Here is a 26,744-nt window from a genome sequence, read left to right as displayed (position 1 = left end):
CTTCATCAACAGGCCGACCGAGACCAGATCCGGCAACGACCGATCCGACTCGGGCTTCCTCCAACCAGAACGCGGCATACCCCCAAACTACACCGATGCAACTCTAATTGAACGGTATTGGGACTAGAACCGCTCGCGCGAACACACCGCAGGCCCGTTCCCGATTGCGCGGAACGGGCCTGCGGCGTGCGCGGCGGAGTACCGGGAAAGTTCTCGCGCCATGAAGATGAGGAAAATCTCACGCAACATGAGCGTCGCCCCTGGTAAATTGGCTGCCGTAACGGCACTGGGGTGCCATTTCGGGTTACATGTTTCGCTCATCTGTAAACGGGTTGATGGGTGAGATTTGCTATGGGTTTATAGCTTCGGATAGGATCCGGCGTTATGCCCAACTTTTTCCTGCGCTCAAACCCGATGAGCACTCGGAAGCGGCACGCGGGGGTAGCTGTTATTATCTCGGCGGCACTCTGTACGAGTGTGATGCTTGCTCCGGCTGCGCATGCAGAAGAGGCCCCATTGCCTCAAAACGAAGTCACCATGACTCTGATCTGGGATGGAGTCGCGCCGTTCACGGCGGACGACCCCGAAGACCCCACGGTCGATCAGACGACGACACCGGCCACCAACAACCCGTGGACGAACACGACCGGGACCCACACCCCCGGTCAAGACGAGAGTCGTCAGAACTACGTGGTTCGTACCTACGACCAGTACGCGTACCGCATCGACTGGAACGTCAACGAGCGCGACACCGAGAACGCCGTGCTCACGGTGACGCTCGACAGCTACGACGCCGTGACCAACGACATCGCGTGGAACCCCGACCAGACCGGGATGTTCACCGGGTGTGATGACACGTCCACGATCAGTGCGGACGGCCTCACGCTGACGTGCGTGCTCGGTCCGCAGACACAGGGCTCCCACGGCACGATCAAGCCCATCGTTCAGCTGGGTACTGGTATCGACATGACCGAGCTGACGGCGTCGGTCGCGATGACGGACGCGGAGGACTCGGTTGTCGCGACCGCCTCGCCGCACCCGGCGTACGTGTCGGAGGCTCCCGCCGGCAACTGGATCAAGGGTGGGCCGGTCGTGTCCGACACGGTCACCGTGGGTGGCGAGGAAGGCCACGTCGTCATCTTCCCGTTGTCGCTGCGCAACACCGGCGCGCCGCAACTGACCGGCCAGCCCAAGGGCTCCGGAAACATCGACCCGTCGGCGGACATCTCGTTCTTCGACCACTTCTGGAACTCGCCGAACAACACCGCACTGGCGTCAACGGACCAGATGCTGGCAGCAGGCGTGGAAGGATCCGTCTGCGGCCCGCTCGACCCCGACAACGGGGTACTGCTGCCGCAGGCATCGCCGGACGCGGACTGGACCGGTTCCTGCACCTCCGACCTCGGTGGCACCTACCCGGTATGGCAGATCAACATCGCCGGCGGGAGCTACTCCGAGGTGCCCGTCGACGACGCCGGCACCGTGATCACCGGCCAGCTCGTCGTGTGGATGACGACCGCGGACATCGCTGAGGCGCAGGGCAGCGCGGCGAGTGTCACCTTCGACAACCTCATCGGCTCGAACCCTGCGGATGAGGTCATCACCGACCCCGAACAGGCCACGCCGATCAGCCCGATCGACGTGTCGGGCAACAACGGTTTCGTGGGCTCGGAGACCACGACCGTCGACAACGTCAGCGACCTCAGCTTCGGCAGCAGCGGCGGTGGTGGCGACTCGGGCACCGACGCGTATACGACCCACTGGGCGGCGATGACGTCGGACTACTACCAGACGCGGTACACCGGTGGACACAACCACCTCACCTGGTCCGAAGCGCACACGTCGATCGCATCCAGCAGCCACAACTTCCACGTTCCGCTGGAGGAGACCGCGACCCTCGATCCGAACGACGCCGACCCGTGGGCGTACCTCAACACCTTCGACCGGTGGCGCACCAACCCGTGGACCGGTAAGGGAATCGTCTCACGCGGCCAGGCCGTGAACATGCAACTGTTCGTCGGCGAGCGGTCGACGTCCACCGACATCGACACGCCCGTCCAGGGCTGCATGACCTGGAACGCCGCGCAGATCAAGTTGCAGGCCATGCCCGACTACAACTACCGGCTGTACCACGGCAACTCCAGCGGGGTCGGGTGGACCTACGGATCCGACTCGGCGAACGGGACGCTCCAGGACTTCTACGTCGGTTCCATCGCCGACCCGGTGTGGGGCACCGGAACGGCGCCCATCGATCCCTACGACGAAGCCCTCATGGCGGAGCTGGGAATGTCGGTGCACATCGAGTACGCGCTCGACCCTGACGTCAACGCGAACCAGCTCACCGCTGACAAAGAGAACGCCACTGTCCTGCAGAACAATGTGGAGTGCAACGACACCAACCCGGTGACCGGCACCGATCGCCAGTGGGTCGACTCGGCGGCGGTGTCGCCGCTTGGCGACGGCCTCTACCACTACAACATGGTGCGCGTGCGCATCGAGGGAAGCTACCCCTGGCAGAACGTGCAGCAGGTGGCCGGTCACACCGAGCAGAACCCGTCCGGCAACGCCGCGACCTCGGGCTTCTTCCTCAACGTGTCGGGCGTGGTCGGAACCGACCAGTTCATCAACCACGATGACAAGTCGCTCTACCTGCACTCCTCGCGCGCAATCGGCGAATTCGTCGACGGTAAGCCGACCACCGAGAACTGCACGGTGATGACCCAGCCGTCGAACAACGACTACGGCGACGGCGAACAGACTCGCAGTCTCAACATCGCCGTGGACGGCGACCCCACCACGGTGCCGTCGTACCGCGGCTGGTGCAACCTGGGCTACCACGAGGACAACGAGTTGGAGCAGCCGACGACGCAGCAGCGCTCCACGCTGGACCTGGGCGCGTCGACGTTCCCGAACGATGCTTCCGCCTCGGGTGCGATGAGCAGCAACTGGGAGGGCGACTTCGACCACGACCGCATCACCATCAAGAGCGTGCGGCCGGGGATCATCAAGACCAACGACGCCGGGGCGTTCGACATCACCGACAACGGCGGTCTGGTCACCTACACGATGAAGCTGTCTGCGATCGGCGCGCCGATCGAGGCGCTGACCAACGTGCAGTTCACCGACACTCTGCCCGAACAGTATCGCTTCGTGAGCATCGACCAGTACCCTTCGACCCCCGGCGCTGCAGCGACGTGTACGACGCCGGCCGTGGGGGAGACCGGAACGATCCAGTGTCAGCTGAGCGAACCGGACCCGACCCAGGACACCGGTGACCTGCCGGCGGGCCTGGTCGGAAACGTGTGGACCGATGAGATCCGGATCACGGTGCGTGTCGAGGGCGGCGTTGCGGCGGACCTCAGCTACAACGGCATCGCGAACACCGCGCACCTGACCAGCACCGGTGGCGGCCCCTGGGACGGGGGCCTGAACAACGGCGCCGGCGGCTTCGCGACCGACGGAGTGCTGTGGACCAGCGACCCGATGCAGGACGCGCAGTCGACGGCGTACTCGTACCTGCCGCTGAGCTCTGACCGCGGCGCGATCGTGAAGACGATCGACCCCGAGCAGGGCGAGTGCACCTTCCAGCCCGGCGCCGATCTGACCGGCGACGCGCTCACCGCCTGGCAGGAGCGTTGCTCGATGATCGGCTTCGACGACGTCGACTCGAACGCACCCCTGACCGACGGCGACGGCAACGTGCACTTCACGCTCAACTACACCAACCTCGGTAACACCCGGTTGAGCGGGATGACGTTCGTCGATGTGCTGCCGAACAACAACGACGGTGACACGGAGCCGGAATCGGCCACGACAGCGCAGAACCTGACCCCGGCGACGATCGGTGACGCACGTACCCCCGGCTCGTCGTTCTCGGGCGATCTCGGTCTGGTGAGCATCTCGGGTGCCGATCGCTACTACGTCACCGCCGACCCGGCGATCGATGTGTCGCGCGACCCGCTGGTCACCTTCACCGGCGACAACACCGGCGGCAACACGTGGTGCGAGTGGGACGAGGGCACCCAGACCGCGGGTGCGGTCGTGTCCGGCCCCGGGACGGAATGCCCGCAGACCGCTTTCGGCGTCACCGCGGTGTACATCGTCGCGCAGGCGGTCGCCGACCCGACGGCCTCTCCGCCCGTGGCAGCCGAGCGGTTGCTCCCCGGTGAGACCAAGACGGTCACGATGACCCTCGACACCGAGAACGCACAGTGTGACGACCTCTACACGAACACGTTCGGCGGCCGGGTGGACCAGATCGGTCTGCCGATCCGTTCCAACGACGTGTCGGCGATGGTGGAGTGCCCGCCGTACAGCCTGGGCAACCAGGTGTGGTTCGACGCCAACAACAACGGGACCATCGACGACGGCGAAGACGTCATCGGCGGGGTCGTGGTGGAGCTCTACACCGACCTCGACGGCGACGGCCAGCCTGACGACACCAACGGCGACGGCGTGATCGACTCGGATGACGCGATCGCGACCGACACGACCGACGACGACGGCCTCTACCTGTTCGAGAACCTGAAGCCCGGCGACTACATCGTCGGCATCCCGGCCTCGAACTTCGCAGAGGGCGGTGCGCTGGAGGGTACGCGCTCGTCCGACCCGACCGAGGCCGACCCGAACGCCGATGTCGACAACAACGACAACGGCATCGTCGACGGCGGTCAGGTGTGGTCCGGTGTGGTCACCCTCGGCCAGCAGGCCGAGCCGACCGGCGAGGACCCGACCAACGACACCAACGAGGACAACCGGTCGAACCTGACCGTGGACTTCGGGTTCTACACCCCGAACTTCGACCTCGCGCTGCGCAAGACCCTCGCCGAGGGTCAGGCGGAGCTGGTGCAGATCGGCGATCTCGTCACCTTCGACATCACGGTGTTCAACCAGGGTGACGTGATCGGCGACGACATCCAGGTGACCGACTACATCCCGGCGCAGCTGGCGCTGGCGGACGAGGACTGGACGGCGGTCGGCGACGACCAGGCGACCATCCAGGTCCCCGGTCCGCTCGCCCCGGACGGGTCGACCGTGGTGCAGATCACCCTGGAGGTGGTCAGCGGTGGTCTCATCGACAACTTCGCTGAGATCTCCGAGCAGACCCCGGTCGACGAGTCGGGCGAGACGGTGACCTACGTCACCGGAGAGCCGATCGTGGATGTCGACTCGGTTCCTGATCAGGACAACACCAACGACGAGCTGATCGACGATGAGATCGACCTGACGCCGGCCACCGGCGACGAGGACGACCACGACATCGCCTCGATCTACACGCCGCCGGTGATCGACATCGAGAAGTGGAACACCAACGAGGGTCCGGTGGATGGCGATCACGACACCGACTCCTACCTGGCCGCGGCCGATGAGGACGTCGAAGTGACGTTCACCATCACCAACACCGGGCAGGAAGCCCTGACCGACGTCGTCGTGTCCGACTCGACCACGAACGGCCCGGCGATCACCGGTCTCACCTGTGACTTCTCGACCCTCGGCGGCCCGGAGACGGGAACCGAGTGGGCGGGTCCGTTCGCGATCGGTGACAGCTTCGACTGCGTCGGCACGCTGCCGGCGATGGGGTGGAGTGCCGAGCACTCGAACACCGCCACCGTCACCGGTGTCGGCGAGACCAGCGGAGTGCCGGTGACCGACGAGGACGACTGGAACGCGGAGACCCCGCCGGTGTTCGACCTCGCGCTGCGCAAGACCCTCGCGGAGGGCCAGGGCGACCTGGTGCAGCTCGGTGACACGGTCACGTTCGACATCGAGGTGTTCAACCAGGGTGAGGTCGACGCGACCGACATCCAGGTGACCGACTACATCCCGGAGCAGCTGGCGCTGGCGGACGAGGACTGGACTGCAGCCGGCGACGGCCTGGCGACCATCCAGATCCCCGGCACACTCGCTGCGGGCGAGTCGACCGTGGTGCAGATCACCTTCACCGTGGTTCTGGGCGGGACGATCGACAACTTCGCGGAGATCTCGGAGCAGACCCCTGTGGATGAGAACGGCGACGTGATCACCGACCGCGAGGGCGAGCCGATCGTGGACGTCGACTCGGTGCCCGACCAGGAGGACACCGATGTGCTGATCGATGACGAGATCGACCTGACGCCGGCCACCGGCGACGAGGACGACCACGACATCGCCTCGGTGCACACGCCGCCGGTGATCGACATCGAAAAGTGGAACACCAACGAGGGACTCGTGCCCGGTGACCACGACCGCGACTACTACGAGGCTGCGTCCGAGGAGGATGTCGAGGTGTCGTTCACGATCACCAACTCCGGTTCGGAGGCGCTGACCGACATCGTGGTCAGCGACAAGACCACTGACGGTCCGGACATGACCGGACTGACCTGTGACTTCTCCGCCCTGGGCGGTCCGAGCACGGGTCTGGAGTGGGACGGTCCCTTCGAGGTCGGCGACAGCTTCGACTGTGTCGCCACCCTGCCCGCAATGGGGTACAACGAGCAGCACTCCGACACCGCCCGGGTGACCGGTATCGGTGCCGAGACCGGCATCCCGGTCGTGGATGAGGACGACTGGAACGGGAAGACCCCGCCGGTGTTCGACCTCGCGCTGCGCAAGACCCTTGCTGCGGGACAGTCCCCGCAGGTGCAGATCGGAGACAAAGCGACCTTCGCGATCACCGTGTTCAACCAGGGTGACGTGGCGGCAACCGACATCGAGGTGACCGACTACATCCCGAGCCAGCTGAAGCTGGCCGACGATGACTGGACCGCGGTGGGAACCGACCAGGCGACCATCCGGATTCCGGGGACGCTGCAGCCGGGCGACTCGATCCAGGTTCCGATCACATTCGAGGTGCTCACGGGTGGCACGATCGACAACTTCGCCGAGATCTCGGCGCAGACACCGATCGATGAGAACGGCAACCCGCTCGACCTCGTCGACATCGACTCGATTCCGGATCAAGACAACGGAAACGACAAGCTGATCGATGACGAGATCAACAAGACGCCGGCGACCGGAGATGAGGACGACCACGACATCGCCTCGATCTACACGCCGCTCGCGGTGACCGGTGGTGTGCTGAACGTGGCACTGCCGCTGGGGATCGCGGGAGTGCTCCTGCTGCTGGGCCTCGGTGCCCTGCGCATGCACCGTCGCCGTCAGGAGGCCTGAGGTCCCTGACATCACCGGGGCCGGATGAGCACCACGCTCATCCGGCCCCGGTGCCGTTGCGGCCGCGGGAGGTCGCGACGATCGCGGTCGCCGGATCGCCGAACACGTCGCGTCGTCGGGCGCCGCGCTGGCCGCAGCGTCGTGGGGGACCGGTGTCACCTCCACGGCACGTGCCCGACTCCAGCCGGACGGATCTGCGCAGTACACCTTCGACATCGAGTGGGCGATCTCGGCACCGGCGTCCCTGCCGCGCGTCGTGCACGCCGGCTCGATCTGAGGATGCCGTCGACGACGCGCCCGCTGAGGATGCCGCCGCCGAGGCTCCCGCTGAGGACGCCGCTGGTGACGCGCCTGCCGAGGATGCCGCCGCTGAGGACGCCGACGCGTCCGAGGAGAAGGCCGAGTAACACGGCTCCTGCTGTCATACGCCCAAGCCCGCGCCCGCTCGAGGACGCGGGCTTGGGCGTTCCGGCACGGGCGCTGGCCGCCCCCACCTCGCGCGGACGCGCCCTGCTGGCTCGATCCGTCCCCGCGCCGACGAGCCCTGTCCCGACCGGGCCCCTCGCCGGACCGGGCCGTCGCCGGAGACAAGCCCGCAGCCATCGTGCGGCGTGCGCGAGTAGGGTAGGCGGGTGACCGACACGAGCCTGGCCGAACGCCTCGGCGCCGTCGCCGCGCCGCGGGTTCCGGTGCACCCGGATGTCGCCGTGTGGCGCAGTGTGTCGCGGACCGACATCGACGGCATCCATGCGCTCACGGTCGCCGCCGACCGCGTCGACCACCCGACCTGGACGACGCCCCGCGAAGAGATCGCCGACCAGTTCGCGCTGCGTCATCTGGATCCCGAGCGCGACACCCTGGTCGCTGTCGACCGGGACGGAGCGCTTCTCGCTGTGGGGGTGGTGCTGCTGCATCCGGCGCGCGACGACGGTCGGCTCACGGGCTTCCCGAGCGGGACGGTGCATCCCGATCATCGGCGCCGCGGGATCGGCGCAAAGCTGCTGGAATGGGAGCGGCAGCGCGCCCGCGAACAGTTCGCCGAAGCGGCGGCGACCCTCGAGGGCGGCGGTGCGGTGGGGAAGATGACCATCTTCGCCGACGAGGCCAACGTCGGCCTGCGTGCGCTCGCCGAATCGTTCGGGTTCGGGGTGGACCGGTGGTTCACGACCATGGTGCGCGACCTCGCCGACGCCCCAGTCCTGCCCCCCGTCCCGGACGGTTTCGAGGTGACGGCGTACACCTCCGCGCGCGACCTCGACACCCTGCGCGCGCGCAACGACGCGTTCCGCGATCACTGGGGCAGCCGACCGACCGATGCCGAGCGGTGGGCGCAGTTCGTGGGAAGCGAGTTCTTCCGCCCTGACCTGTCGCGCCTCGTGCTCGACGACGGGCGCATCGTGGGGTTCTGCCTCGCCTCGGTGAACGAGGACGACTGGGAGACGCTGGGCGCGAGCAACTCGTGTATCGACCTCATCGGCGTCGTCCGTTCCCACCGCGGACGCGGCCCGGCACCGCTGGTCGTCTCGCACTCCCTGGCCGCGATCCGCGACGCGCGACTGGCAAAGGCCGTGCTCGACGTCGACACCGAGAGCCCGACCCGCGCCAACACGCTCTATGAGCGCCTCGGATTCGTCGCGACCGAACGCTCCCTCGCTCTCGTCGAGCGCGTGTGAGCAACCACGAAAGGGCAGGAGCAGACGTGACGGCACAGGTGCTGGTGATCGGCGAGGCGCTGATCGACATCGTCGACGCCGGCGACGGCGCGTCGGAGTTCGTCGGCGGAAGCCCAGCCAATGTCGCCGTCGGCCTGGCGCGGCACGGCGTCGGCGCGACGCTGCTGACGAGGATCGGGCGCGATGACCGCGGCATCCGCATCGCCGAGCACCTCGCCTCGTCGGGTGCTGCCCTCGCGACCGAGTCCTGGACCGATGAACCCACCTCGACCGCGCGCGCCGTGCTGCAGCCCGACGGATCGGCCGAGTACGTGTTCGACATCGCTTGGACCGTCCCCGACACGGCGGTGGTCGCCGACGTCGTGCACACCGGGTCGATCGCGCTGTTCCTCGCGCCCGGGGCGGCGGCGGTGGTCGACCGGTTGGCGCGCGCGTCCCGTGCCGGCTCCATGGTCACCGTCGATCCCAACATCCGTCCCGCACTGGTCGGCGACCACGTCGCGGCGCAGGAGCGCTTCGCGGCAGCGGCGGCCGCCGCCGATCTGGTCAAACTCAGCGACGAAGATGCTGCGTGGCTGTACCCCGACCTGTCGCCGACCGACGTGCTCGCCCGTGTCGCCGCGCACGGCCCGCGCGTCGTCGTGATGACCCGGGGCGGCGCCGGTGCGCTCGGCCTGGGCCCCGAGGGGCTCGTCGAGGCGGAGGCATGGCCGGTGACCGTCGCCGACACGATCGGTGCGGGCGATGCCTACATGTCGAGTCTCATCGCCAGCGCGCTCGACGATCCGCAGCTGCTGACCTCGGGCGAGGCGCTGGCCCGCACCATGCGCCGTGCCGCGGTGGCCGCCGGCATCACCGTCTCCCGCTCGGGTGCCAACCCGCCCACCCGCGCCGAGGTGGATGCCGCGCTGTGAACGATCCGGACGGTGAGCCCACGCGGCTGCGGCTAGACCTCGCGTACGACGGCGGCGGGTTCCGCGGCTGGGCGCGTCAACCGGGGCTGCGCACCGTGCAGGGCACGCTCGAGGCGGCACTGGCGCGCCTGCTGGGCGGCGACCCGCGCCTGGTCGTGGCCGGTCGCACCGATGCCGGCGTGCACGCGACCGGTCAGGTCGCCCACCTCGACCTCACCGGGGTGCAGCGGGCGCGCCTGGCTCGGTCCCGCACCCCCGACCCGATCGCCCTCGCACCGCGCCTGAACGGCGTGCTGGGGCAGTACCCCGATCTCGCCGTGCACCGCGTCGCCGGAGCCCCCGACGGCTTCGACGCGCGCTTCTCGGCGGTGTGGCGCCGCTACGAGTACCGCATCGCCGACCGGACGACCGGCTACGACCCGCTGAGCCGGGGGCGCACGACCAGCGTGGCGGCCGTGCTCGACGTCGAGGCGATGGATGCCGCAGCCCGCGGGCTGCGGGGGCTGTTCGACTTCGCCGCGTACTGCAAACCGCGCGAGGGCGCCACGACGATCCGGACCCTGCTGGAGTTCGATTGGCATCGCGACGCCGACGGCGTCGTCGTGGCCAATGTGAAGGCGGACGCGTTCTGCCACAGCATGGTACGGGCGCTCGTCGGCGGCTGCGTCGCGGTCGGGGACGGCAAGCTCGACCCGGCCGACCTGATCGACATCCGCGACGCCCGGGTGCGGACCAATGAGGTGAAGGTGCTCGCCGCTCGCGGGCTGACACTGACGGAGGTCGGCTACCCGGCCGACGAGTTGCTGGGCGTGCGCGCCGAGCAGACGCGCGCGCGCCGGCAGGCGGACGATGGCGAGTTCCGCGGGCGCGGAGCATAGGCTGGGCGCGTCATGAAGGTGATCTCCTACAACCTGCGCAAACACCGCGCGGCGGGCGAGCTGGAAGCGCTCGTCGACAAGCACGCGCCGGCCGTCCTCTGCCTGCAGGAGGCCGACACCGCGGTACTGCCCGCCGACATCGCCGGGCTCCGCCTCGCCGACGCGACCCACCGCAACCGGCTCGGACTCGCGGTGTACTACCGTCAGAACACGTTCGAGGCCGTCGATGTCCGCGCCCTGGCCCTGAAGAAGTCGCTGCACGACAGGGTGCTCAAGCCCGCCGCCGAACGCGTGCTGGGCGTCCGCCTGCGCGACATCGACCACAACGCCCACCTCATCGTCGCGAGCTTCCACGCCGCGCCGTTGACTGCGCTGAACTCGCTGCGACGATCGCAGATCCACGCTGCTCTCCGCGAACTGGGCGCGCTGGGCGAGGGGCTGCCGGTGCTGATGGTGGGCGACTACAACTACCCGATGTTCAAGGAGCACCTCGGTGAGATGATCCGTGACGCCGGCTACGAGATGAACCTGTCGGATGCGCACACGTACACGCGGTACCGGTTCTTCCGCGGTCACTACGACTTCGCGACCTCGGTCGGGTTCGAGATCCGCGAGATCACGACGCTGCCGCAGGGGGCCAGCGACCACCTCCCGATCCTGGTGACGGTGACGCCGCCGCTCGCGCACGGTTTGGCATCGCCGTCGAGCTGACGTAGGATGTCTCTTTGGTGCGCAGATCAGCTGGTCGGCACCGCGAACGTGAGCCCTCCATCGGTGACGTACCCGGCCCTCGGTCGGACACGAGCCCCGGAGTGGGATTCACGAACATCTCCGTTCGACTCAAGAAAGCAGCACTATCGTGACGCGCACTTTCACTCCCAAGCCCGGCGACGTTCAGCGTCAGTGGGTCGTCATCGACGCGACCGACGTCGTCCTCGGGCGACTGGCCTCGCACGCGGCGGCACTCCTGCGTGGCAAGCACAAGGCCACCTTCGCCAACCACATCGACACCGGTGACTTCGTCATCGTCGTCAACGCCGAAAAGGTCGCCCTCACCGGCCAGAAGCTCCAGAAGAAGATGGCCTACCGCCACTCCGGCTACCCGGGCGGGCTCAAGGCCGTGTCCTACGAGGAGCTCCTCGACCGCAACCCGGTGCGCGCAGTGGAGAAGGCCATCCGCGGCATGCTCCCCAAGAACAGCCTGGGTCGCCAGCAGCTGTCCAAGCTCAAGGTGTACGCCGGTGCCGAGCACCCGCACGCCGCGCAGCAGCCCACCCCGTACAGCTTCGACCAGGTCGCCCAGTAAGCGCCGCCGATCCACGTAAAGGAAACATCTGATGGCGAAGATCGCTGACTCCCTCGACCAGACTCCCGAGAACTACACCACCGAGACGCCCGCCGTCGACACCGAGCAGGCCGCGCCCCGCCCGGTGCTATCGGTGCCCGGCGCCGCTGTCGGCCGCCGCAAGCAGGCCATCGCCCGGGTGCGCCTGATCCCGGGCTCGGGCACCATCACCGTCAACGGCCGCACGTTCGAGGACTACTTCCCGAACAAGCTGCACCAGCAGCTGATCACCGACCCGTTCACCGTGCTCGACCTCACCGGCGCGTACGACGTGATCGCCCGCATCTCCGTCGGCGGCCCCTCCGGCCAGGCCGGTGCGCTGCGCCTGGGCATCGCGCGTGCGCTCAACGAGATCGACGCCGAGAACAACCGCCCGACGCTGAAGAAGGCCGGCTTCCTCTCCCGTGATGCCCGCGTCAAGGAGCGCAAGAAGGCCGGACTCAAGAAGGCCCGCAAGGCGCCTCAGTACTCCAAGCGCTGAACCGCGCGATGGCGCTGTTCGGAACGGACGGCGTGCGGGGGCTGGCCAACGGCCCCCTCACCGCCGATCTGGCGCTCACCCTCGCCCAAGCGACCGCGGTCGTCCTGGGCCGGGGACGCATCGCCGATGCGCGCACGGCGGCCGGGCGGCGGCTCACCGCGGTCGTGGCGCGGGACCCGCGGGTGTCGGGGGAGTTCCTGTCCGCCGCGGTCGCGGCGGGCCTGGCCTCCTCCGGTGTCGACGTGCTCGACGCCGGTGTCGTACCCACCCCCGCGGCGGCGTTCCTCATCAGTGACATCGACGCCGACTTCGGCATCATGGTGTCGGCCTCGCACAACCCCGCACCCGACAACGGCATCAAGCTGTTCGCGCGCGGGGGAGTGAAACTGCCCGATGCCGTCGAGCGCCGTATCGAAGAGGCGATGGCCGGCCCCAAGCTGCAGCCGACGGGCGGCGGCGTGGGCCGCATCCGCCGGTTCGCCGATGCCGAGGACCGTTACGTCGTGCATCTGCTCGCCTCGCTGCCGCACCGGCTGAACGGGCTGCACGTCGTGCTCGACTGTGCCAACGGCGCCGCCGCGGGCGTGTCGCCGGAGACGTTCCGCGACGCGGGGGCGAAGGTCACCGTCATCGGCGCCGACCCTGACGGACTCAACATCAACGACGGTGTCGGGTCCACCCACCTGGCCCACCTGGCCGGCGAGGTCATCCGCACCGGCGCGGACCTGGGGATCGCCCACGACGGAGATGCCGACCGGTGCCTCGCCGTCGACGGTGACGGCAACGTCATCGACGGCGACCACATCATGGCGATCCTCGCCGTGGCGATGAAACGCCGCGGCACCCTCCCCGACGACACCCTGGTCGCGACCGTCATGAGCAATCTGGGGCTGCACCGGGCGATGGCCGAACACGGTATCCGCGTCGAACAGACCGCCGTGGGCGACCGTTACGTGCTGGAACGGATGAACGAGGGGCGCTTCGGCCTCGGCGGTGAGCAGAGCGGCCACGTCATCATGAGCGAGTTCGCCACCACCGGCGACGGGCTGCTGACGGGACTGCACCTGTGCGCCGAAGTGGCGGCGCGGCGTAAGAGCCTGGCCGAACTCGCCTCGATCATGACGGTCTTCCCGCAGGTGCTGGTCAACGTCAAGGGCGTCGAACGCTCGCGCGCCACCGACGACGACGTACGCGTCGCCGTGGCGGCCGCGGAGGCGGAACTCGGCGACACCGGCCGGGTGCTGTTGCGTCCGTCGGGCACCGAGCCGATGATCCGTGTCATGGTCGAGGCCGCCGACGAACCCACCGCCCACCGCATCGCCGGGAGGCTCGCGGATGTCGTGCGCGGCTGAGGCCCGGGTCAGGCCGACGGCTCGTTCCAGGCCAGCGACTCGATGTAGCGCAGCAGGACGCCCTCGCGCAGCGCCCACGGCGAGACCTCCAACTCATCGACGCGCATGACCGTCATCGCCGTGTGCAGCACGACGGCGCCGGCGACGATCTGGAAGGTGCGGTCTGCGGTGATGCCGGGAAGCTCCTGACGCGCCGTGGCCGGAATGCGCGCGAGGCGCGGAATCCACGACCCAAGGGCGGTGCGCGGCAACAGCATCCGCTGGTTGCCGCTCCAGCCCGGGACGGGGTAGCCGGCGAGTTTGGCGAGCGAGCGGATCGCCTTGGACGACCCGACCACGTGGTCGGGTCGCGGCTGGCTCGACATCATCTCGGCGACGGGGCCGAGGGTCTGCGTCGCGTGTTCCCGCAGCACCTCCACGGCATCCTCGCCGGGCGGGTCGTCGGGCAGGAACTCGATCGTCATGCGCCCGGCTCCGAGCGGCACGGACGCGGCGACATCGGGCAGCTCGTCGCTTCCGGCGGCGAGCTCCAGCGATCCGCCGCCGATGTCGAACAGCAGGATCTGCCCCGCGGACCAGCCGAACCAGCGGCGTACGGCGAGGAACGTGAACCGCGCCTCCGACTCGCCCCCGAGCACCTGCAGCTCCTGTCCGAGCGCCGCTTCGATGCGCGCGATGACGGCGGCGCCGTTGCTCGCTTCGCGCACGGCGCTGGTGGCGGTGGCCAGAAGCTCGACGACGTTCTCGTCGTCGGCGACGGCGCGCGCCTCGGCGACGGCGGAATCCAGGGCGCGCACGCCATCGTCGTTGATCGAGCCGTCGGGCTCGAGGTAGCGCATCAGCCGCAGCACGGTGCGTTTGCTGGTCGTCGCCAGCGGCCGTCCGCCCGGCCTCACATCGGCGACGAGCAGGTGGACGGTGTTCGAGCCGATGTCGAGGACTCCCAGGCGCACCGCTTCAGGGTACCGCCTCGCGGGAAGCAATAGAGTGGGCGCGTGGCCCTCGACGACCCGACCGCGACGATCCTCGATTCGCTGTACAGCGAGATCGACCGTGCCGAGTGGGCGCGGCTGGCCCCCGGCGTGGCCAATCCGCTCTCCGAGACCGAGATCGTCCAGTTGCGCGGGCTCGGCGACCGGCTCGATCCTATCGAGGTCCGTGAGGTGTATCTCCCGTTGAGTCGGCTGCTGTCGACCTACGCGGAGAACACTCGGCGACTGGGTGCGGAGACGGCGGCCTTCCTGCACGAAGCGGATGTCACCACGCCGTTCGTGGTCGGCGTGGCCGGCTCGGTGGCGGTCGGTAAGTCGACGGTCGCGCGGCTGCTGCGGGAACTGATGAGCCGGTGGCCCGGGACGCCGCGGGTGGAACTGGTGACCACCGACGGCTTCCTCTACCCCAACGCGGAGCTGGAGCGCCGCGGCATCATGGACCGCAAGGGGTTCCCCGAGTCCTACGATCGCCGCGCGCTGGTGCGGTTCCTGTCCGAGGTGAAGTCGGGCGAGCCGGAGGTGCGCGCGCCGTTCTACTCGCACGTGCGCTACGACATCATGCCCGACGCCCAGGTGACGATCCGCCGCCCCGATGTGGTGATCGTGGAGGGTCTCAACGTGCTCGCGCCGCCGCCGACGCCCAATGACGTCGCCGTCAGCGACCTGTTCGACTTCTCGATCTACGTCGACGCCGACGTCGAGCACATCGCGCAGTGGTTCGTCACTCGGTTCCTCGCGCTTCGCCAGGGGGCGTTCGCGAACCCTAACTCCTTCTTCAACGTGTTCGCGGACCTGTCCGACGAGGATGCCGTCTCGACGGCCCTGGGATTCTGGAACGACATCAACCTGCCCAACCTCCGCGAGAACGTCGAGCCGACCCAGCACCGGGCCAACCTGGTGCTGCGCAAGGGCGCCGACCACATCGTGGAGACCGTCCTGCTGCGCAAACTGTAGCCCGGCGGCGCGGTTCCGGGCGTGCGTCGGGAGCCGTCGGCGCCGCCATAGGATGGTGGTCATGTGCGGAATCGTGGGGTATGTGGGACCGCGGGACAGCCAGGCCATTCTGCTGGCGGGGTTGGCGCGGCTGGAGTACCGGGGGTATGACTCGGCCGGGATCGCGGTGATCGACGGTGAGTCGCGGCTCGCCATGCGCAAGCGCGCCGGCAAGCTGAAGACGCTGCGCGACGACCTCGAGGCGCACCCGATGTCCGACGGGACGACCGGCATCGGACACACGCGCTGGGCCACGCACGGTGGACCCACCGACGCGAACGCCCACCCGCACCTCGCCGACGACGACGGGCTGGCCGTCATCCACAACGGCATCATCGAGAACTTCGCCGAGCTCAAGGACGAACTGCTCGCACAGGGCTACACGTTCCGCAGCGAGACCGACACCGAGGTCGCCGCCGTGCTCCTCGGGCGCGAGTATGCCGCCGGCAGAGACCTCACCGAGGCGTTCCGCACGGTCGTGGCCCGCCTGGAGGGCGCGTTCACACTCCTGGCGATGCACCGCGACCACCCCGGCCTCGTCGTGGGCGCGCGGCGCAATTCGCCGCTCGTGATCGGCCTCGGCGAGGGGGAGAACTTCCTCGGCTCCGACGTGGCCGCCTTCGTCGAGCACACCCGCAACGCGCTCGCCATCGGGCAGGATGAGATCGTCGCGATCACGCCGGGCGGAGTAGAAGTCACCGACTTCACCGGCGCCCCGGTCGAGGTGGAGCCGTTCGAGGTGGTGTGGGACGCCGCCGCCGCCGAGAAGGGCGGCTGGCCCTCGTTCATGGCCAAGGAGGTCTCCGAGGAGCCGGCCGCGGTTGCCAACACCCTGCGCGGGCGGCTCAAGGACGCCGCCGTCGTGATCCCCGAACTCGACGGTCTCGACGAGCTGTTCGCCGACGTCCGCCGCATCATCGTCATCGCGTGCGGCACCGCCGCCTACGCCGGCATGGTGGGTAAGTACGCGCTGGAACAGTGGGCCCGCATCCCCGTCGACGTCGAACTGGCGCACGAGTTCCGCTACCGCGACCCGGTGATCGGGACCGACACCCTCGTCGTGTCCATCAGCCAGTCGGGCGAGACGATGGACACGCTCATGGCGGTCAAATACGCGCGCGAACGGGGCGCGAAGACCCTGTCGATCTGCAACACGCAGGGGGCGACCATTCCCCGCGAGTCGGATGCCATCGTCTACACCCACGCCGGTCCCGAGGTCGCGGTGGCCTCCACGAAGGCGTTCGTGGCGCAGATCACCGCGCTGTACCTGCTGGCGCTGCACGTCGGCCGGATCCGCGGCGAATTGTCCGAGACGGAGTCCGCCCTCCACGTGCGCGAGCTCGAAGAGGTACCCGACAAGATCGCCCGCATCCTCGATGCCGAGCAGGCCCACATCGAAGAGTTCGCCGGCTGGATGGCCGACACCCGCTCGGTGTTGTTCCTCGGGCGGCACGTGGGGTACCCGATCGCGCTGGAGGGCGCGCTGAAGCTCAAGGAGATCTCCTACATCCACGCGGAGGGCTTTGCGGCCGGCGAGCTCAAGCACGGCCCCATCGCGCTGATCGAACCGGGCCAGCCCGTGTTCGTGATCGTCCCGTCGCCGCGCCACTCCGCCGAGCTGCAGAAGAAGGTCGTCTCGAATATTCAGGAGATCCGCGCGCGCGGCGCCCGCGTGATCATCATCGCGGAGGAGGGCGACTCGGCCGTGCTGCCGTTCGCCGACGAGGTGCTGCGCATCCCGCTCGCGGGCGCCATGTTCGAGCCGCTCCTGGCCGTCGTGCCGCTGCACATCTTCGCGATGGGCCTAGCCACCGCCAAGGGCCTGGACGTCGACCAGCCGCGCAACCTCGCCAAGTCCGTCACGGTGGAGTGACCCGCTCCCGTGATCGTCGGCATCGGCGTCGACCTCGTCGACATCCCTCGGTTCGAGCGGTCGCTGGCGCGCACGCCGCGGCTGGGGGAACGGCTCTTCTCGCCCGCTGAACGCGCGCTCAAGCCCCGCTCGCTCGCGGCGCGCTACGCCGCGAAAGAGGCGCTCATCAAGGCGCTGGGCGGATCCGACGGTGTGCACTGGCGCGAGATCGAGGTCACCTCCGCGGCCAGCGGGCGCCCCGTGTTCTCCCTCACCGGATCGACCGCGGCCGTGGTCGCCAGCCGCGGCATCACCGCCGTGCATCTGTCGCTCTCGCACGACGCGGGGCTGGCCACCGCGTACGTGGTCGCCGAGGGGCCGGACGCATGAGCGCGCTCCCCGGCGGTCACATGCGCGAGGCGGTCATCGACACGTCCGCGATCACGGCGAACGTGCGTCACCTGCGGCGGGTGACCGGTGCCGAGCTCATCGCCGTCGTGAAGGCCGACGGCTACGGTCACGGCGCGATCCGATCGGCTCGGGCCGCCCTGGCAGGCGGCGCCGACCGGCTGGCCGTGGCCGACGTCGACGAAGCGCTGGCGTTGCGCGACGCCGGGATCGACGCGCCGCTGCTGGCCTGGCTGCACCCGCCCGAGGCCTCGTTCGCCGCAGCGGCCGCCGCGCGCGTCGAACTGGGGATCTCGAGCATCGCGCAACTGCACGCCGCCGCCGGGGCCGCCGGCACGGGCGCGGTCGGGGTGCACCTGAAAGTCGAGACCGGTCTCGGGCGCAACGGCATCGCCCCGGCCGACTACCGCGCGGCGTTCGCCGAGGCGGCGCGCCTGGAACGCGACGGACGCATCGAGGTGATCGGGCTGTTCAGTCACCTCTCCAACACCAGCGAGGCCGACGACCGCAGCGCGCTGACGCGGTTCCACGTCGCTTCGGAAGCCGCCGCCGCGCAGGGACTGCGACCGCGGTTGCACCACATCGCCGCATCCCACGCGGCGATCGCGCTGCCCGAGGCCCGCCTGGACTGCGTGCGGGTCGGCATCTCGATCTACGGGCTCTCGCCGTTCGACGATCGCACGTCCGCCGACCTCGGGCTGCGCCCGGCGATGACGCTGCACGCAGCGGTGGCCGCCGTGCGGCGGGTTCCCGCCGGGCAGGGGGTGTCGTACGGGTACGCGCACCGCACCGGGCAGGAGACGACGCTCGCGCTCATTCCGCTCGGGTACGCCGACGGCATCCCGCGCAACGCCTCCGGGCGCGGTCCGGTGCAGCTGGCGGGTCGCACGTTCCGGGTGGCCGGCCGGATCGCGATGGACCAGTTCGTCGTCGACGTCGGCGATCATCCGGTGGCCGTCGGCGATGACGCCGTGCTGTTCGGTGACCCCGCCGTCGGCGCACCGCCCGTGGAGGGCTGGGCGGAGGCGGCCGACACCATCAACTACGAGATCGTGACACGCATCGGGCCGCGGGTGCCGCGCCGTGAGGCGGCGGCGTGATCCCGGACGAGCTGATCGGACGGCGCGAGGTCGCCACGCCCGGCGACATGGAAGCGCTCGGGCGGCGGCTGGGCGCGCAGCTGCGCGCCGGCGACCTGGTGGTCCTGAACGGTCCGCTGGGGGCCGGTAAGACCACCCTCACGCGGGGGATCGCGTCCGGTCTCGGGGTGCGCGGCCCGGTGCAGAGCCCCACGTTCGTGATCGCCCGCACGCACCCGTCGCTGATGGGAGGGCCCGCGCTCATCCACGTCGACGCCTACCGGCTGGGGTCGGCGGTCGAGCTCGACGACCTCGACCTCGACCTCGACCACGCCGTGACGATCGTCGAGTGGGGCCGCGGCATGGTCGACGAGCTCGTCGAGACCTGGTGGGAGGTCGACATCGACCGTGAGGCGGGTACTGGCCCGTCGGACGCGTCGGACGCTGCGGGCTCGTCGGGCGAATTGGACGTGTCGGACCTGGAGGACCGCTCCCCGCGCCGGGTCACCCTCACGCGCCGCCCCTGACACCGGGCCGCGGCATCCGTGGAGAGCCGGCGTTCAGCCGGGCGCGGCTACCCTGGATGCTGTGATCGTCGGCATCGATACGTCCCTGGGTACCGCCGTCGCCGCGGTCGGCGACGGCGGTACCGTGCTGGCCGAGCGCGCCAGCCCGAATCCCCTCGGGCACGCTGAGGTCATCGGCGACCTGCTGCGCGATGTGCTCGCCGAGGCGGCCGTCGCGCCGTCGGGAGGTTCCGCCGTCGTGACGCATGTCGCATCGGGCATGGGCCCGGGCCCCTTCACGGGGCTGCGTGTCGGGATCGCCGCCGCCCGCGCCTTCGCGCTGGGCCGCGGGGTCCCCGTGATCGCGGTGCCGAGCCACGATGCTGCGGCACTCGGCATCCTTCGGGCCGATCCGCGCGCGCCCTCGGAGCGCTTCGCGGTCGTCACCGATGCGCGTCGCCGTGAGGAGGCCTACACCGTCTACGCCGGTCTCGACGACGACGGTCTGCCGGTGCGGGTGGCCGATGCCGCGCTCGCGCCGCGCGCGGATCTCGACGCCGTCCTGGCGCGCGCCGGTGCCGCGCGCCGTGACGTCACCGCGGTGTCGGCGGCCATGCTCGCGGCCGCCGCCGCCCGGGCGATCGCCGCCGGTCGTACCCTCACCGGTCCCGAACCGCTCTACCTGCGCGCGCCGGACGTGTCGCTGCCGTCGGCGAGGAAGAAGGTCGGCACGTGACGCTGCGCGCGGCGACGGCCACCGACCTCGGCCCGATCATGACACTCGAACGCTCCTCGTTCCCCGCGGACGCGTGGAGCGAGGCGATGATGGCGGCCGAACTGGCCTCGCCCCACGGCCGCTACCTCGTCGACATCGAGGGCGGCGCCGTCGTCGGATACGGGGGCGTGCGCGTCGTCGCGGGCAGCGCCGACTCCGACATCCAGACCATCGCGCTCGCGGCGGACGTGCGCGGGCACGGCCGGGGCCGCGCATTGCTGCGGGAACTGCTGCGGACCGCCCGCGAGCGCGGCGCGCGAGAGACCTTCCTGGAGGTGCGCGCCGACAACCCGGTGGCCCGGGCGCTCTACGCCTCGGAGGGATTCGTCGAGGTCGGCCACCGCCCGCGCTACTACCAGCCCGACGACGTCGACGCGGTCGTGATGCGGCTGGATCTGGTCGGCTGGTCCGCGTCGCACCGGCTCTCGGATTCGGAGGATATCGCCGGATTCGGACCGTCCGCGCCTCGGCACCCGAATCCGGCGCCGGTGTCCGAATCTGCGGCGTTGGGGGAGGATCGCTCGTGAGTGAACCGCTCGTGCTCGGCATCGAGACCAGCTGCGACGAGACCGGCATCGGTATCGTGCGCGGACGCACCCTGCTCGCGAACGTCATCGCCTCGTCCATGGACGAGCACGCCCGCTACGGCGGGGTCGTCCCCGAAGTGGCCGCCCGCGCGCACCTGGAAGCGCTGCACCCGGCGATCGAGTCCGCCGTCACCGAAGCGGGCGTGACGCTCGCCGAGGTGGATGCCGTGGCCGTCACGAGCGGGCCCGGTCTGGCCGGGGCGCTCATGGTCGGTGTCGGCGCCGCCAAAGCGCTCGCCGTCTCGCTGGACGTGCCGCTGTACGCCGTCAACCACCTCGTCGGGCACCTCGCCGCGGACGTCCTCACCGGCGAGGCCGTCGACTACCCCACTGTCGCGCTCCTGGTCAGCGGTGGCCACACCTCCCTCCTGCTGGTGCGTGACCTCGTCTCCGACGTGGAACTGCTCGGCGAAACGATGGACGATGCCGCCGGCGAGGCGTTCGACAAGATCGCGCGTATCCTCGGCCTGCCGTATCCGGGCGGCCCCGAGATCGACCGGGCCGCGGCTGCCGGCAACCCCGAGGCCATCCGGTTCCCGCGCGGGCTGTCCCGGGCATCCGACATGGCCGACCATCGATACGACTTCTCCTTCTCGGGTCTGAAGACCGCCGTCGCCCGCTGGGTGGAGCAGCGCGAGGCGGCCGGCGAACCGGTGCCGGTGCCGGACGTGGCCGCGTCGTTCCGCGAGGCGGTGGTCGACGTACTGGTCACGAAGGCGCTCGACGCGTGCGCGCGTCACGGCGTGCCGCGCCTGCTGCTGGGCGGGGGAGTGATCGCCAACCGACGGCTGCGGGAGGTCGCGCTCGCGCGCGCCGAGGCGGCGGGCGTCGAGGTGCGGATCCCGCCGCTGTCGCTGTGCACCGACAACGGCGCCATGATCGCGGGACTCGCGGCGGAACTCATCATGGCGGGGCGCGCGGCATCCACCTTCGACTTCGGGGCCGACTCGACGCTGCCCGTCACCGACATCCAGGTGGCGGTGCGCGCATGACCGATCCGAGCGCTGTCACCCCGCGCGGGGACGACCTCGAGACACCCCAGGAGGCGGCGCCGCTGCCGGGCGCGCACCGCGGCGGATACCGGCGCGAGCTGACCGCGCCGGTGCCGGTGACCGTACCCGTGCACACCGACATCCACGACGACGCGCAATGGGCGCCGTCGTCACCGCCGCCGCTGCCGCGGGCGGCCGGCTGGGCGCTGCTGTGCGCCGTGGTCGCGCTCGCGGTGTCACTCGTGGTCGGCTGGGGGATTCCGCTCGGCGTGGCCGGACTCGTGCTGGCGATCATCGCGCTGCGCCGCCCGTGGGAGGCGCGCGGCGTGGCGGTGTGGGCGCTGTGTCTGAGCGCGCTGTCGCTCGTGTACAGCGCCGGGTGGCTGTGGTGGGCGTGGTCGCAGCGCGACCTGTTCGTGTGATCTGTCTCCTCTGAGCCGCTTGGTGTGAGCGGCTTCGAGTAGGCCGCATGGTGTGACCGGCGTCGTGTGCGCCGCTCGGTGTCACCGGCGTGCCGGGGTGGCTCGGTGCCCGCGTCACACGCGATCGGCGAGGATCGCGACCCGTGCGCCGTCGATGCGGGTGAGGATGAGGGTGGCGTGCGCGTCACCGCGGAGCCTGAGCCGCGGTCGCAGCGCTGCCGGGTCGATGTCGACGCCGCGCTTTTTGATCTCCAGCGTGCCGATGCCGCGTTCTCGCAGCGCTTTCGACAGCCGCGCGACGTCCGCGGGCAGTCGCTCGCGCACCCGGAAGGACTGGACGAACGGGCTGGTCAGGGCGGCGTCGCCGGTGAGATAGGCGACCCGCTCGGCCAGCATCCCGGCATCCAGCTCGCGGGCGACATCGCCGATCAGGTGGGCGCGGATGACCGATCCGGCCGGCTCATGCACGAACGCGCCCAGCTCCCGCACCTCGGCGTCGACGGCGTCACCGACCGCCGTCCGCTCGTGCCGGACGCCGTCGCGCATGACGAGGGCGGCCCGTGTCACGCCCGGCCGGGCCAGGACGCCCGACCACAGCACGAGCTCCACGGTGGAGCCGTCGACACTGACCCACTGCGCCTCGAACCCCTCGGGGACCTCGTCCCGCCCGAATGCGGGGCCGAGCTTCATCCCGCCGGGGAGCCGCGCCAACAGCGGGAAGGCCCACGTCAACGGCGGCGACCAATCCTCCGGCCGCAGCCGGGTCGTGCCGTCGTGTCCCGCGGCGCGGCGGGCCGGATCGAGCCAGACCGCGTCCCGGTCGCCGAGGTCGGTGCCTTCGGCGGTGTCGTGGCGCACCCGAACCGTGTCGCCGAACGGTGCCAGATTGTACGCGGCGACCGCGGCGGTCACCTCGTCGGCATCCACCGCCGTCACCTCGAGGCCGATGCCGGCGAACGCCATCGCGTCGCCGCCGATGCCACAGCCGAGGTCGGCGACCCGCGCCAGCCCTGCGTCGCGGAACCGTGCCGCGTGGAGGGCGGCCACCTCCAGGCGCGTGGCCTGCTCGAGACCGGCGCGGGTGAACAGCATCCGCTGGGCGAAGGGCCCGAACTTCGCGACCGCCCTGGTGCGCAGGCGCGCCTGGGAGATCACGGCCGAGACCAGATCGGGCGAGTGGCCGTCGCGGCGCAACCGCGTCACCAGACCGGCGACGTCGGCCGTCGAGCCGACCTCGCCGACACCGTCGACCAGGCGCAACCCCTCCGGCGTCAGCAAGACCGCCAGTGCACTCCGTTCCACCCGTCCAGCGTACGGTGCGCGCCGGGGACGAGGCGCACTGGCACTCGCGTTGCGTGAGTGCCAGCGGCGCCCTAGACTGGCGTTAGCACTCTCGGGGTGAGAGTGCTGACGAGTCTCTCCGAAGACCCCCGCAAGCAACAACCCCAAGCACGAACAAGAAAGAGGTAAGCCGTGTCGGTTTCCATCAAGCCGCTCGAGGACCGGATCGTCATCAAGCAGGTCGAGGCTGAGCAGACCACCGCGAGTGGCCTGGTCATTCCCGACACCGCGAAGGAGAAGCCCCAGGAGGGCGAGGTCGTCGCGGTGGGCCCGGGTCGCATCGACGACAACGGCAACCGCGTGCCGCTCGACGTCGCCGTCGGCGACCGCGTGCTGTACAGCAAGTACGGCGGGACCGAGGTCAAATTCGGCGCCGACGAGTTCCTCGTCCTGTCGGCCCGCGACGTCCTGGCGGTCGTCATCCGCTGACACCAGCGTTGGGAACGAGGGGCTCGGATGCCGCGGCATCCGAGCCCCTCGTCGTGTTCCGGGGCCGGATCCGGCCGGCCCGCGAGCCCGTAGGCTGACAGTTGTGACAGCCGCCGACCCCGCCCGTGAACACGCGGTCGGCGGGCTGTACGCGTTCGCGGCATACGTGCTGTGGGGGTTCCTCCCGATCTACTTCCTGTCGCTGGCCCCGACGAGCTCGTGGGAGGTGGTCGGCTGGCGAGTCATCCTGTCGTTCCTGTTCTGTGTGCTGCTGCTGACCGTCATGCGCACGTGGCGCCGCGTGAGGGCGATCCTCCGCAGCCGGCGGCTGGTGACGTGGACGATCGTGGCCGGGAGCCTCATCTACGTCAACTGGCAGACCTACCTCATCGCCACGCTCACCGGTCGGGTGATCGAGGCGAGCCTGGGCTACTTCATCAACCCGATCTTCACGGTGCTGCTGGGGGTGCTGGTGCTGCGGGAACGGCTCCGGGCGCTGCAGTGGATCGCGATCGGCATTGCCGGCGCGGCGGTCGTGGTGATCGTGGTCGGCTACGGCACGTTCCCCTGGATCGCGCTGATCCTGGCCGCGTGCTTCGCCTTCTACGGGCTCGTGAAGAACAAGATCGGACCGTCGGTGGATGCCGTCAGTGGGCTCACCCTGGAATCGCTCTGGCTCCTGCCGGTCGCGGTGGTGCAGCTGACGATCGTCGCGGCGACCACGGGGCTGACCCTCGGACGGCTGGGACCGCTCCACACGGTGCTGCTGGCTTCGGCGGGCGCCGTGACGGCCGTTCCGCTGCTGTTGTTCGCCGCCGGTGCGCGCCGCGCACCGCTGACCCTCCTCGGCATCCTGCAGTTCGTCGCGCCCATCCTGCAGTTCGTCACCGGGGTGTGGGTGCTCGGCGAACCGATGCCGCTGGAGCGATGGATCGGGTTCGCGCTGGTGTGGGTGGCGCTGATTCTGCTGACGGCGGATTCACTGCGGTTCGCGCGGCGTGCGCGGACAGCTCCGGTCGGCCCGGTCGTGTGAACGCCGGCATCCGCGCTCGATAACGATTCGGTCGCGTTACACACCGTTAACACTTCGCAACCACGGCGGAGCGCCATCGGAAGTAGGTTGGGTGCAACCGGCGCGGCACCCGAGCCTGCCGCGTCCCTAACAGCAAGGAGAACAATGAGCGTTCTGACACGTTCACGCGCAGCCAAGGTCACCGGCGCACTCGCGGTGGTCGGCGCCAGCGCCCTCGTCTTGGCCGGTTGCGCGGGAGACACGGGCGGAGGCGGGGCGACGACAGCGCCCAGCACCTCGGCTTTCGAGTTCCCGGTCGACTGTGAGGCCGAGGCCGGCGCGGCCTACACCCCCGAGTACACCTCGACCTCCACGGGTCCGGGCACCGACCTGACCTACACGATCGGCACGGCGCTGCCCGTGACCGGCAACCTCGCCTTCCTCGGCCCGCCCGAGATCGCGGGCACCGAGTCCGCGGCCGCCGAGGTCAACGAGGCCGACCAGGGCGTCCAGATCGACCTCAAGCAGGGCGACTCGGGTGACACCGACAACAAGGCTTACGAGACCGAGATCCCGCGTCTGCTCGGCGAAGGCGCGACCGCGATCATCGGTGCGGCCTCGTCCGGCACGTCGCTGCAGTTCATCGACCAGGTCATCGCGGACAACGCGATCCAGTTCTCGCCGGCGAACACCTCCGCGGCGTTCACCACCTACGAGGACAAGGGCCTGTACTGGCGCACCGCACCGTCCGACACGCTGCAGGGCGAAGTGCTCGGCAACCTCATCGCCGGTGACGGCGCCGAGACGCTGGGCATGATCATCCTGAACGACTCGTACGGCACCGGCCTGGCGTGCTTCACCAAGGCCGCTTACGAGGCAGCCGGCGGTGAGATCGTCGCCGCGACGATGTACAACACCGGTGACACGAACTTCTCGTCGCAGATCGAGGACGTTCTGGCCGCCAGCCCCGACGCGATCGCGCTGATCACGTTCGAGGAGGTCAAGACGATGGTTCCCGAGCTGGTCGCCAGCTACGACGCCAGCAAGCTGTACTTCGTCGACGGCAACCTCGCCAACTTCGGTGACGAGTTCGACCCCGGCACGCTCGCCGGCGCGAAGGGCACGTACCCGTCGGTCGACCCGGCGCAGACCGAGACGTTCCGCAACGACCTGCAGGCCTTCCTGGCCGACGAGGGCCAGGATCCGCTGAACGAGTTCACCTACGGTCCCGAGTCGTACGACGCGGTCATCCTGCTCGCGCTGGCGGCGCTGCAGGCCGGTTCGACGGCCGGCCCCGACGTGGCGGCGAACCTGATGTCGGTCTCCGGCGGCGACGGCGGCACGAAGTGCACGAGCTACAGCGAGTGCGCCGACCTCATCATCGCCGGTGAGACCGCCGACTACGACGGCGTCTCCGGGCCGATCACGTTCAACGATGTGGGCGACCCGACCGAGGCCACCATCGGCATCTTCCAGTACGGCGAGGACAACAACTACAGCTGGCTGAACGCCGGCTGATGCCCCGCACGAACGGCCCCGGTCCTCGGACCGGGGCCGTTCGCCG

At 69.8% G+C, this 26,744-nt stretch carries 22 protein-coding genes; 20 read left to right on the top strand and 2 right to left on the bottom strand.

Translation table 11 applies throughout. The features are described 5' to 3' along the window. The first annotated feature begins 537 nt into the window (after positions 1-537). The 8 genes from ACK5KK_RS05455 (at position 538) to glmM (ending at position 13,792) form a co-directional block, all read left to right on the top strand. Positions 538-7,149: an SdrD B-like domain-containing protein gene (locus ACK5KK_RS05455; protein ID WP_416889075.1), complete on the top strand. Its 6,612-nt coding sequence runs from the start codon at positions 538-540 to the stop codon at positions 7,147-7,149. Positions 7,150-7,781: 632 nt separating this feature from the next. Beyond that, positions 7,782-8,822 (top strand): GNAT family N-acetyltransferase, encoded by a 1,041-nt coding sequence (locus tag ACK5KK_RS05450; protein ID WP_416889074.1) that lies wholly within the window; start codon positions 7,782-7,784, stop codon positions 8,820-8,822. Positions 8,823-8,848: 26 nt separating this feature from the next. Then, complete coding sequence (locus tag ACK5KK_RS05445) at positions 8,849-9,736, top strand: PfkB family carbohydrate kinase (RefSeq protein WP_416889073.1); 888 nt, start codon at positions 8,849-8,851, stop codon at positions 9,734-9,736. Continuing rightward, a complete protein-coding gene (locus ACK5KK_RS05440) occupies positions 9,733-10,614 on the top strand; it encodes a tRNA pseudouridine synthase A (RefSeq protein WP_416889072.1) in 882 nt (293 codons plus the stop codon). Before ACK5KK_RS05445 ends, ACK5KK_RS05440 begins: the two co-directional genes overlap by 4 nt. A gap of 12 nt (positions 10,615-10,626) precedes the next feature. Continuing rightward, positions 10,627-11,325 (top strand): endonuclease/exonuclease/phosphatase family protein, encoded by a 699-nt coding sequence (locus ACK5KK_RS05435; protein WP_416889071.1) that lies wholly within the window; start codon positions 10,627-10,629, stop codon positions 11,323-11,325. A gap of 148 nt (positions 11,326-11,473) precedes the next feature. Then, positions 11,474-11,920 carry a 50S ribosomal protein L13 gene (rplM, locus tag ACK5KK_RS05430; protein ID WP_416889070.1) on the top strand — a complete coding sequence of 149 codons (447 nt, stop codon included), beginning with the start codon at positions 11,474-11,476 and terminating at the stop codon, positions 11,918-11,920. Positions 11,921-11,951: 31 nt separating this feature from the next. Further along, positions 11,952-12,440, top strand: coding sequence for a 30S ribosomal protein S9 (rpsI, locus tag ACK5KK_RS05425; RefSeq protein WP_416889069.1), 489 nt, complete (start codon positions 11,952-11,954; stop codon positions 12,438-12,440). Between the two features lie 8 nt (positions 12,441-12,448). Beyond that, positions 12,449-13,792 carry a phosphoglucosamine mutase gene (glmM, locus tag ACK5KK_RS05420; RefSeq protein ID WP_416889068.1) on the top strand — a complete coding sequence of 448 codons (1,344 nt, stop codon included), beginning with the start codon at positions 12,449-12,451 and terminating at the stop codon, positions 13,790-13,792. An 8-nt stretch (positions 13,793-13,800) separates the two neighbouring features. Here the strand turns inward: glmM and ACK5KK_RS05415 are convergent, their stop codons facing one another. Then, positions 13,801-14,745, bottom strand: coding sequence for a Ppx/GppA phosphatase family protein (locus tag ACK5KK_RS05415; RefSeq protein ID WP_416889067.1), 945 nt, complete (start codon positions 14,743-14,745; stop codon positions 13,801-13,803). Positions 14,746-14,787: 42 nt separating this feature from the next. Here ACK5KK_RS05415 and coaA point away from each other — a divergent pair, with 42 nt between their 5' ends. From coaA to ACK5KK_RS05370, 9 genes are all read left to right on the top strand, one after another. Continuing rightward, positions 14,788-15,738 carry a type I pantothenate kinase gene (gene coaA, locus ACK5KK_RS05410; protein WP_416889066.1) on the top strand — a complete coding sequence of 317 codons (951 nt, stop codon included), beginning with the start codon at positions 14,788-14,790 and terminating at the stop codon, positions 15,736-15,738. Between the two features lie 61 nt (positions 15,739-15,799). Beyond that, positions 15,800-17,650 carry a glutamine--fructose-6-phosphate transaminase (isomerizing) gene (glmS, locus tag ACK5KK_RS05405; RefSeq protein ID WP_416889065.1) on the top strand — a complete coding sequence of 617 codons (1,851 nt, stop codon included), beginning with the start codon at positions 15,800-15,802 and terminating at the stop codon, positions 17,648-17,650. Positions 17,651-17,659: 9 nt separating this feature from the next. Continuing rightward, entirely contained in the window at positions 17,660-18,019 is a 360-nt protein-coding gene (locus ACK5KK_RS05400; RefSeq protein WP_416889064.1) for a holo-ACP synthase, read from the top strand. Beyond that, positions 18,016-19,137, top strand: a complete 1,122-nt coding sequence (gene alr, locus ACK5KK_RS05395; RefSeq protein ID WP_416889063.1) for an alanine racemase — start codon at positions 18,016-18,018, stop codon at positions 19,135-19,137. The genes ACK5KK_RS05400 and alr overlap by 4 nt, the downstream gene beginning before the upstream one ends. A 47-nt stretch (positions 19,138-19,184) precedes the next feature. Beyond that, a complete protein-coding gene (gene tsaE, locus ACK5KK_RS05390; protein WP_416889078.1) occupies positions 19,185-19,643 on the top strand; it encodes a tRNA (adenosine(37)-N6)-threonylcarbamoyltransferase complex ATPase subunit type 1 TsaE in 459 nt (152 codons plus the stop codon). A 61-nt stretch (positions 19,644-19,704) separates the two neighbouring features. Next, positions 19,705-20,358, top strand: coding sequence for a tRNA (adenosine(37)-N6)-threonylcarbamoyltransferase complex dimerization subunit type 1 TsaB (gene tsaB, locus ACK5KK_RS05385; protein WP_416889062.1), 654 nt, complete (start codon positions 19,705-19,707; stop codon positions 20,356-20,358). Further along, the gene (gene rimI, locus ACK5KK_RS05380) at positions 20,355-20,924 is read left to right on the top strand and encodes a ribosomal protein S18-alanine N-acetyltransferase (protein WP_416889061.1); all 570 of its coding nucleotides are present in this window, start codon (positions 20,355-20,357) and stop codon (positions 20,922-20,924) included. Before tsaB ends, rimI begins: the two co-directional genes overlap by 4 nt. After that, positions 20,921-21,976, top strand: coding sequence for a tRNA (adenosine(37)-N6)-threonylcarbamoyltransferase complex transferase subunit TsaD (tsaD, locus tag ACK5KK_RS05375; protein WP_416889060.1), 1,056 nt, complete (start codon positions 20,921-20,923; stop codon positions 21,974-21,976). Before rimI ends, tsaD begins: the two co-directional genes overlap by 4 nt. Next, positions 21,973-22,398 carry a hypothetical protein gene (locus ACK5KK_RS05370; RefSeq protein ID WP_416889059.1) on the top strand — a complete coding sequence of 142 codons (426 nt, stop codon included), beginning with the start codon at positions 21,973-21,975 and terminating at the stop codon, positions 22,396-22,398. Before tsaD ends, ACK5KK_RS05370 begins: the two co-directional genes overlap by 4 nt. A gap of 114 nt (positions 22,399-22,512) precedes the next feature. On the opposite strand, the gene ACK5KK_RS05365 is transcribed toward ACK5KK_RS05370, so the two are convergent. Next, positions 22,513-23,700 carry a THUMP-like domain-containing protein gene (locus tag ACK5KK_RS05365; RefSeq protein WP_416889058.1) on the bottom strand — a complete coding sequence of 396 codons (1,188 nt, stop codon included), beginning with the start codon at positions 23,698-23,700 and terminating at the stop codon, positions 22,513-22,515. 171 nt (positions 23,701-23,871) lie between these two features. On the opposite strand from ACK5KK_RS05365, the gene groES reads away from it, so the two are divergent. The 3 genes from groES to ACK5KK_RS05350 all read left to right on the top strand — a co-directional run bounded on the left by groES (position 23,872) and on the right by ACK5KK_RS05350 (position 26,698). Beyond that, positions 23,872-24,168 carry a co-chaperone GroES gene (gene groES / locus ACK5KK_RS05360; protein ID WP_416889057.1) on the top strand — a complete coding sequence of 99 codons (297 nt, stop codon included), beginning with the start codon at positions 23,872-23,874 and terminating at the stop codon, positions 24,166-24,168. Positions 24,169-24,271: 103 nt separating this feature from the next. Then, positions 24,272-25,201 (top strand): EamA family transporter RarD, encoded by a 930-nt coding sequence (rarD, locus tag ACK5KK_RS05355; protein ID WP_416889056.1) that lies wholly within the window; start codon positions 24,272-24,274, stop codon positions 25,199-25,201. A 144-nt stretch (positions 25,202-25,345) separates the two neighbouring features. Next, positions 25,346-26,698, top strand: a complete 1,353-nt coding sequence (locus ACK5KK_RS05350; protein WP_416889055.1) for an ABC transporter substrate-binding protein — start codon at positions 25,346-25,348, stop codon at positions 26,696-26,698. The last annotated feature ends 46 nt before the right edge of the window (positions 26,699-26,744 follow it).

Origin of the sequence: Microbacterium sp., from assembly GCF_047972865.1 — a bacterium.
Taxonomy (GTDB): Bacteria; Actinomycetota; Actinomycetes; order Actinomycetales; family Microbacteriaceae; genus Microbacterium.
This window is presented reverse-complemented; position numbering and strand designations above follow the sequence as displayed.

Coding starts and splice junctions, on each gene's coding strand:
- ACK5KK_RS05455 (WP_416889075.1), top strand. CDS start 538: ATGACTCTGATCTGGGATGGAGTCGCGCCGTTCACGGCGGACGACCCC.
- ACK5KK_RS05435 (WP_416889071.1), top strand. CDS start 10,627: ATGAAGGTGATCTCCTACAACCTGCGCAAACACCGCGCGGCGGGCGAG.
- rpsI (WP_416889069.1), top strand. CDS start 11,952: ATGGCGAAGATCGCTGACTCCCTCGACCAGACTCCCGAGAACTACACC.
- glmM (WP_416889068.1), top strand. CDS start 12,449: ATGGCGCTGTTCGGAACGGACGGCGTGCGGGGGCTGGCCAACGGCCCC.
- glmS (WP_416889065.1), top strand. CDS start 15,800: ATGTGCGGAATCGTGGGGTATGTGGGACCGCGGGACAGCCAGGCCATT.
- alr (WP_416889063.1), top strand. CDS start 18,016: ATGAGCGCGCTCCCCGGCGGTCACATGCGCGAGGCGGTCATCGACACG.
- tsaE (WP_416889078.1), top strand. CDS start 19,185: ATGGAAGCGCTCGGGCGGCGGCTGGGCGCGCAGCTGCGCGCCGGCGAC.
- ACK5KK_RS05370 (WP_416889059.1), top strand. CDS start 21,973: ATGACCGATCCGAGCGCTGTCACCCCGCGCGGGGACGACCTCGAGACA.
- ACK5KK_RS05350 (WP_416889055.1), top strand. CDS start 25,346: ATGAGCGTTCTGACACGTTCACGCGCAGCCAAGGTCACCGGCGCACTC.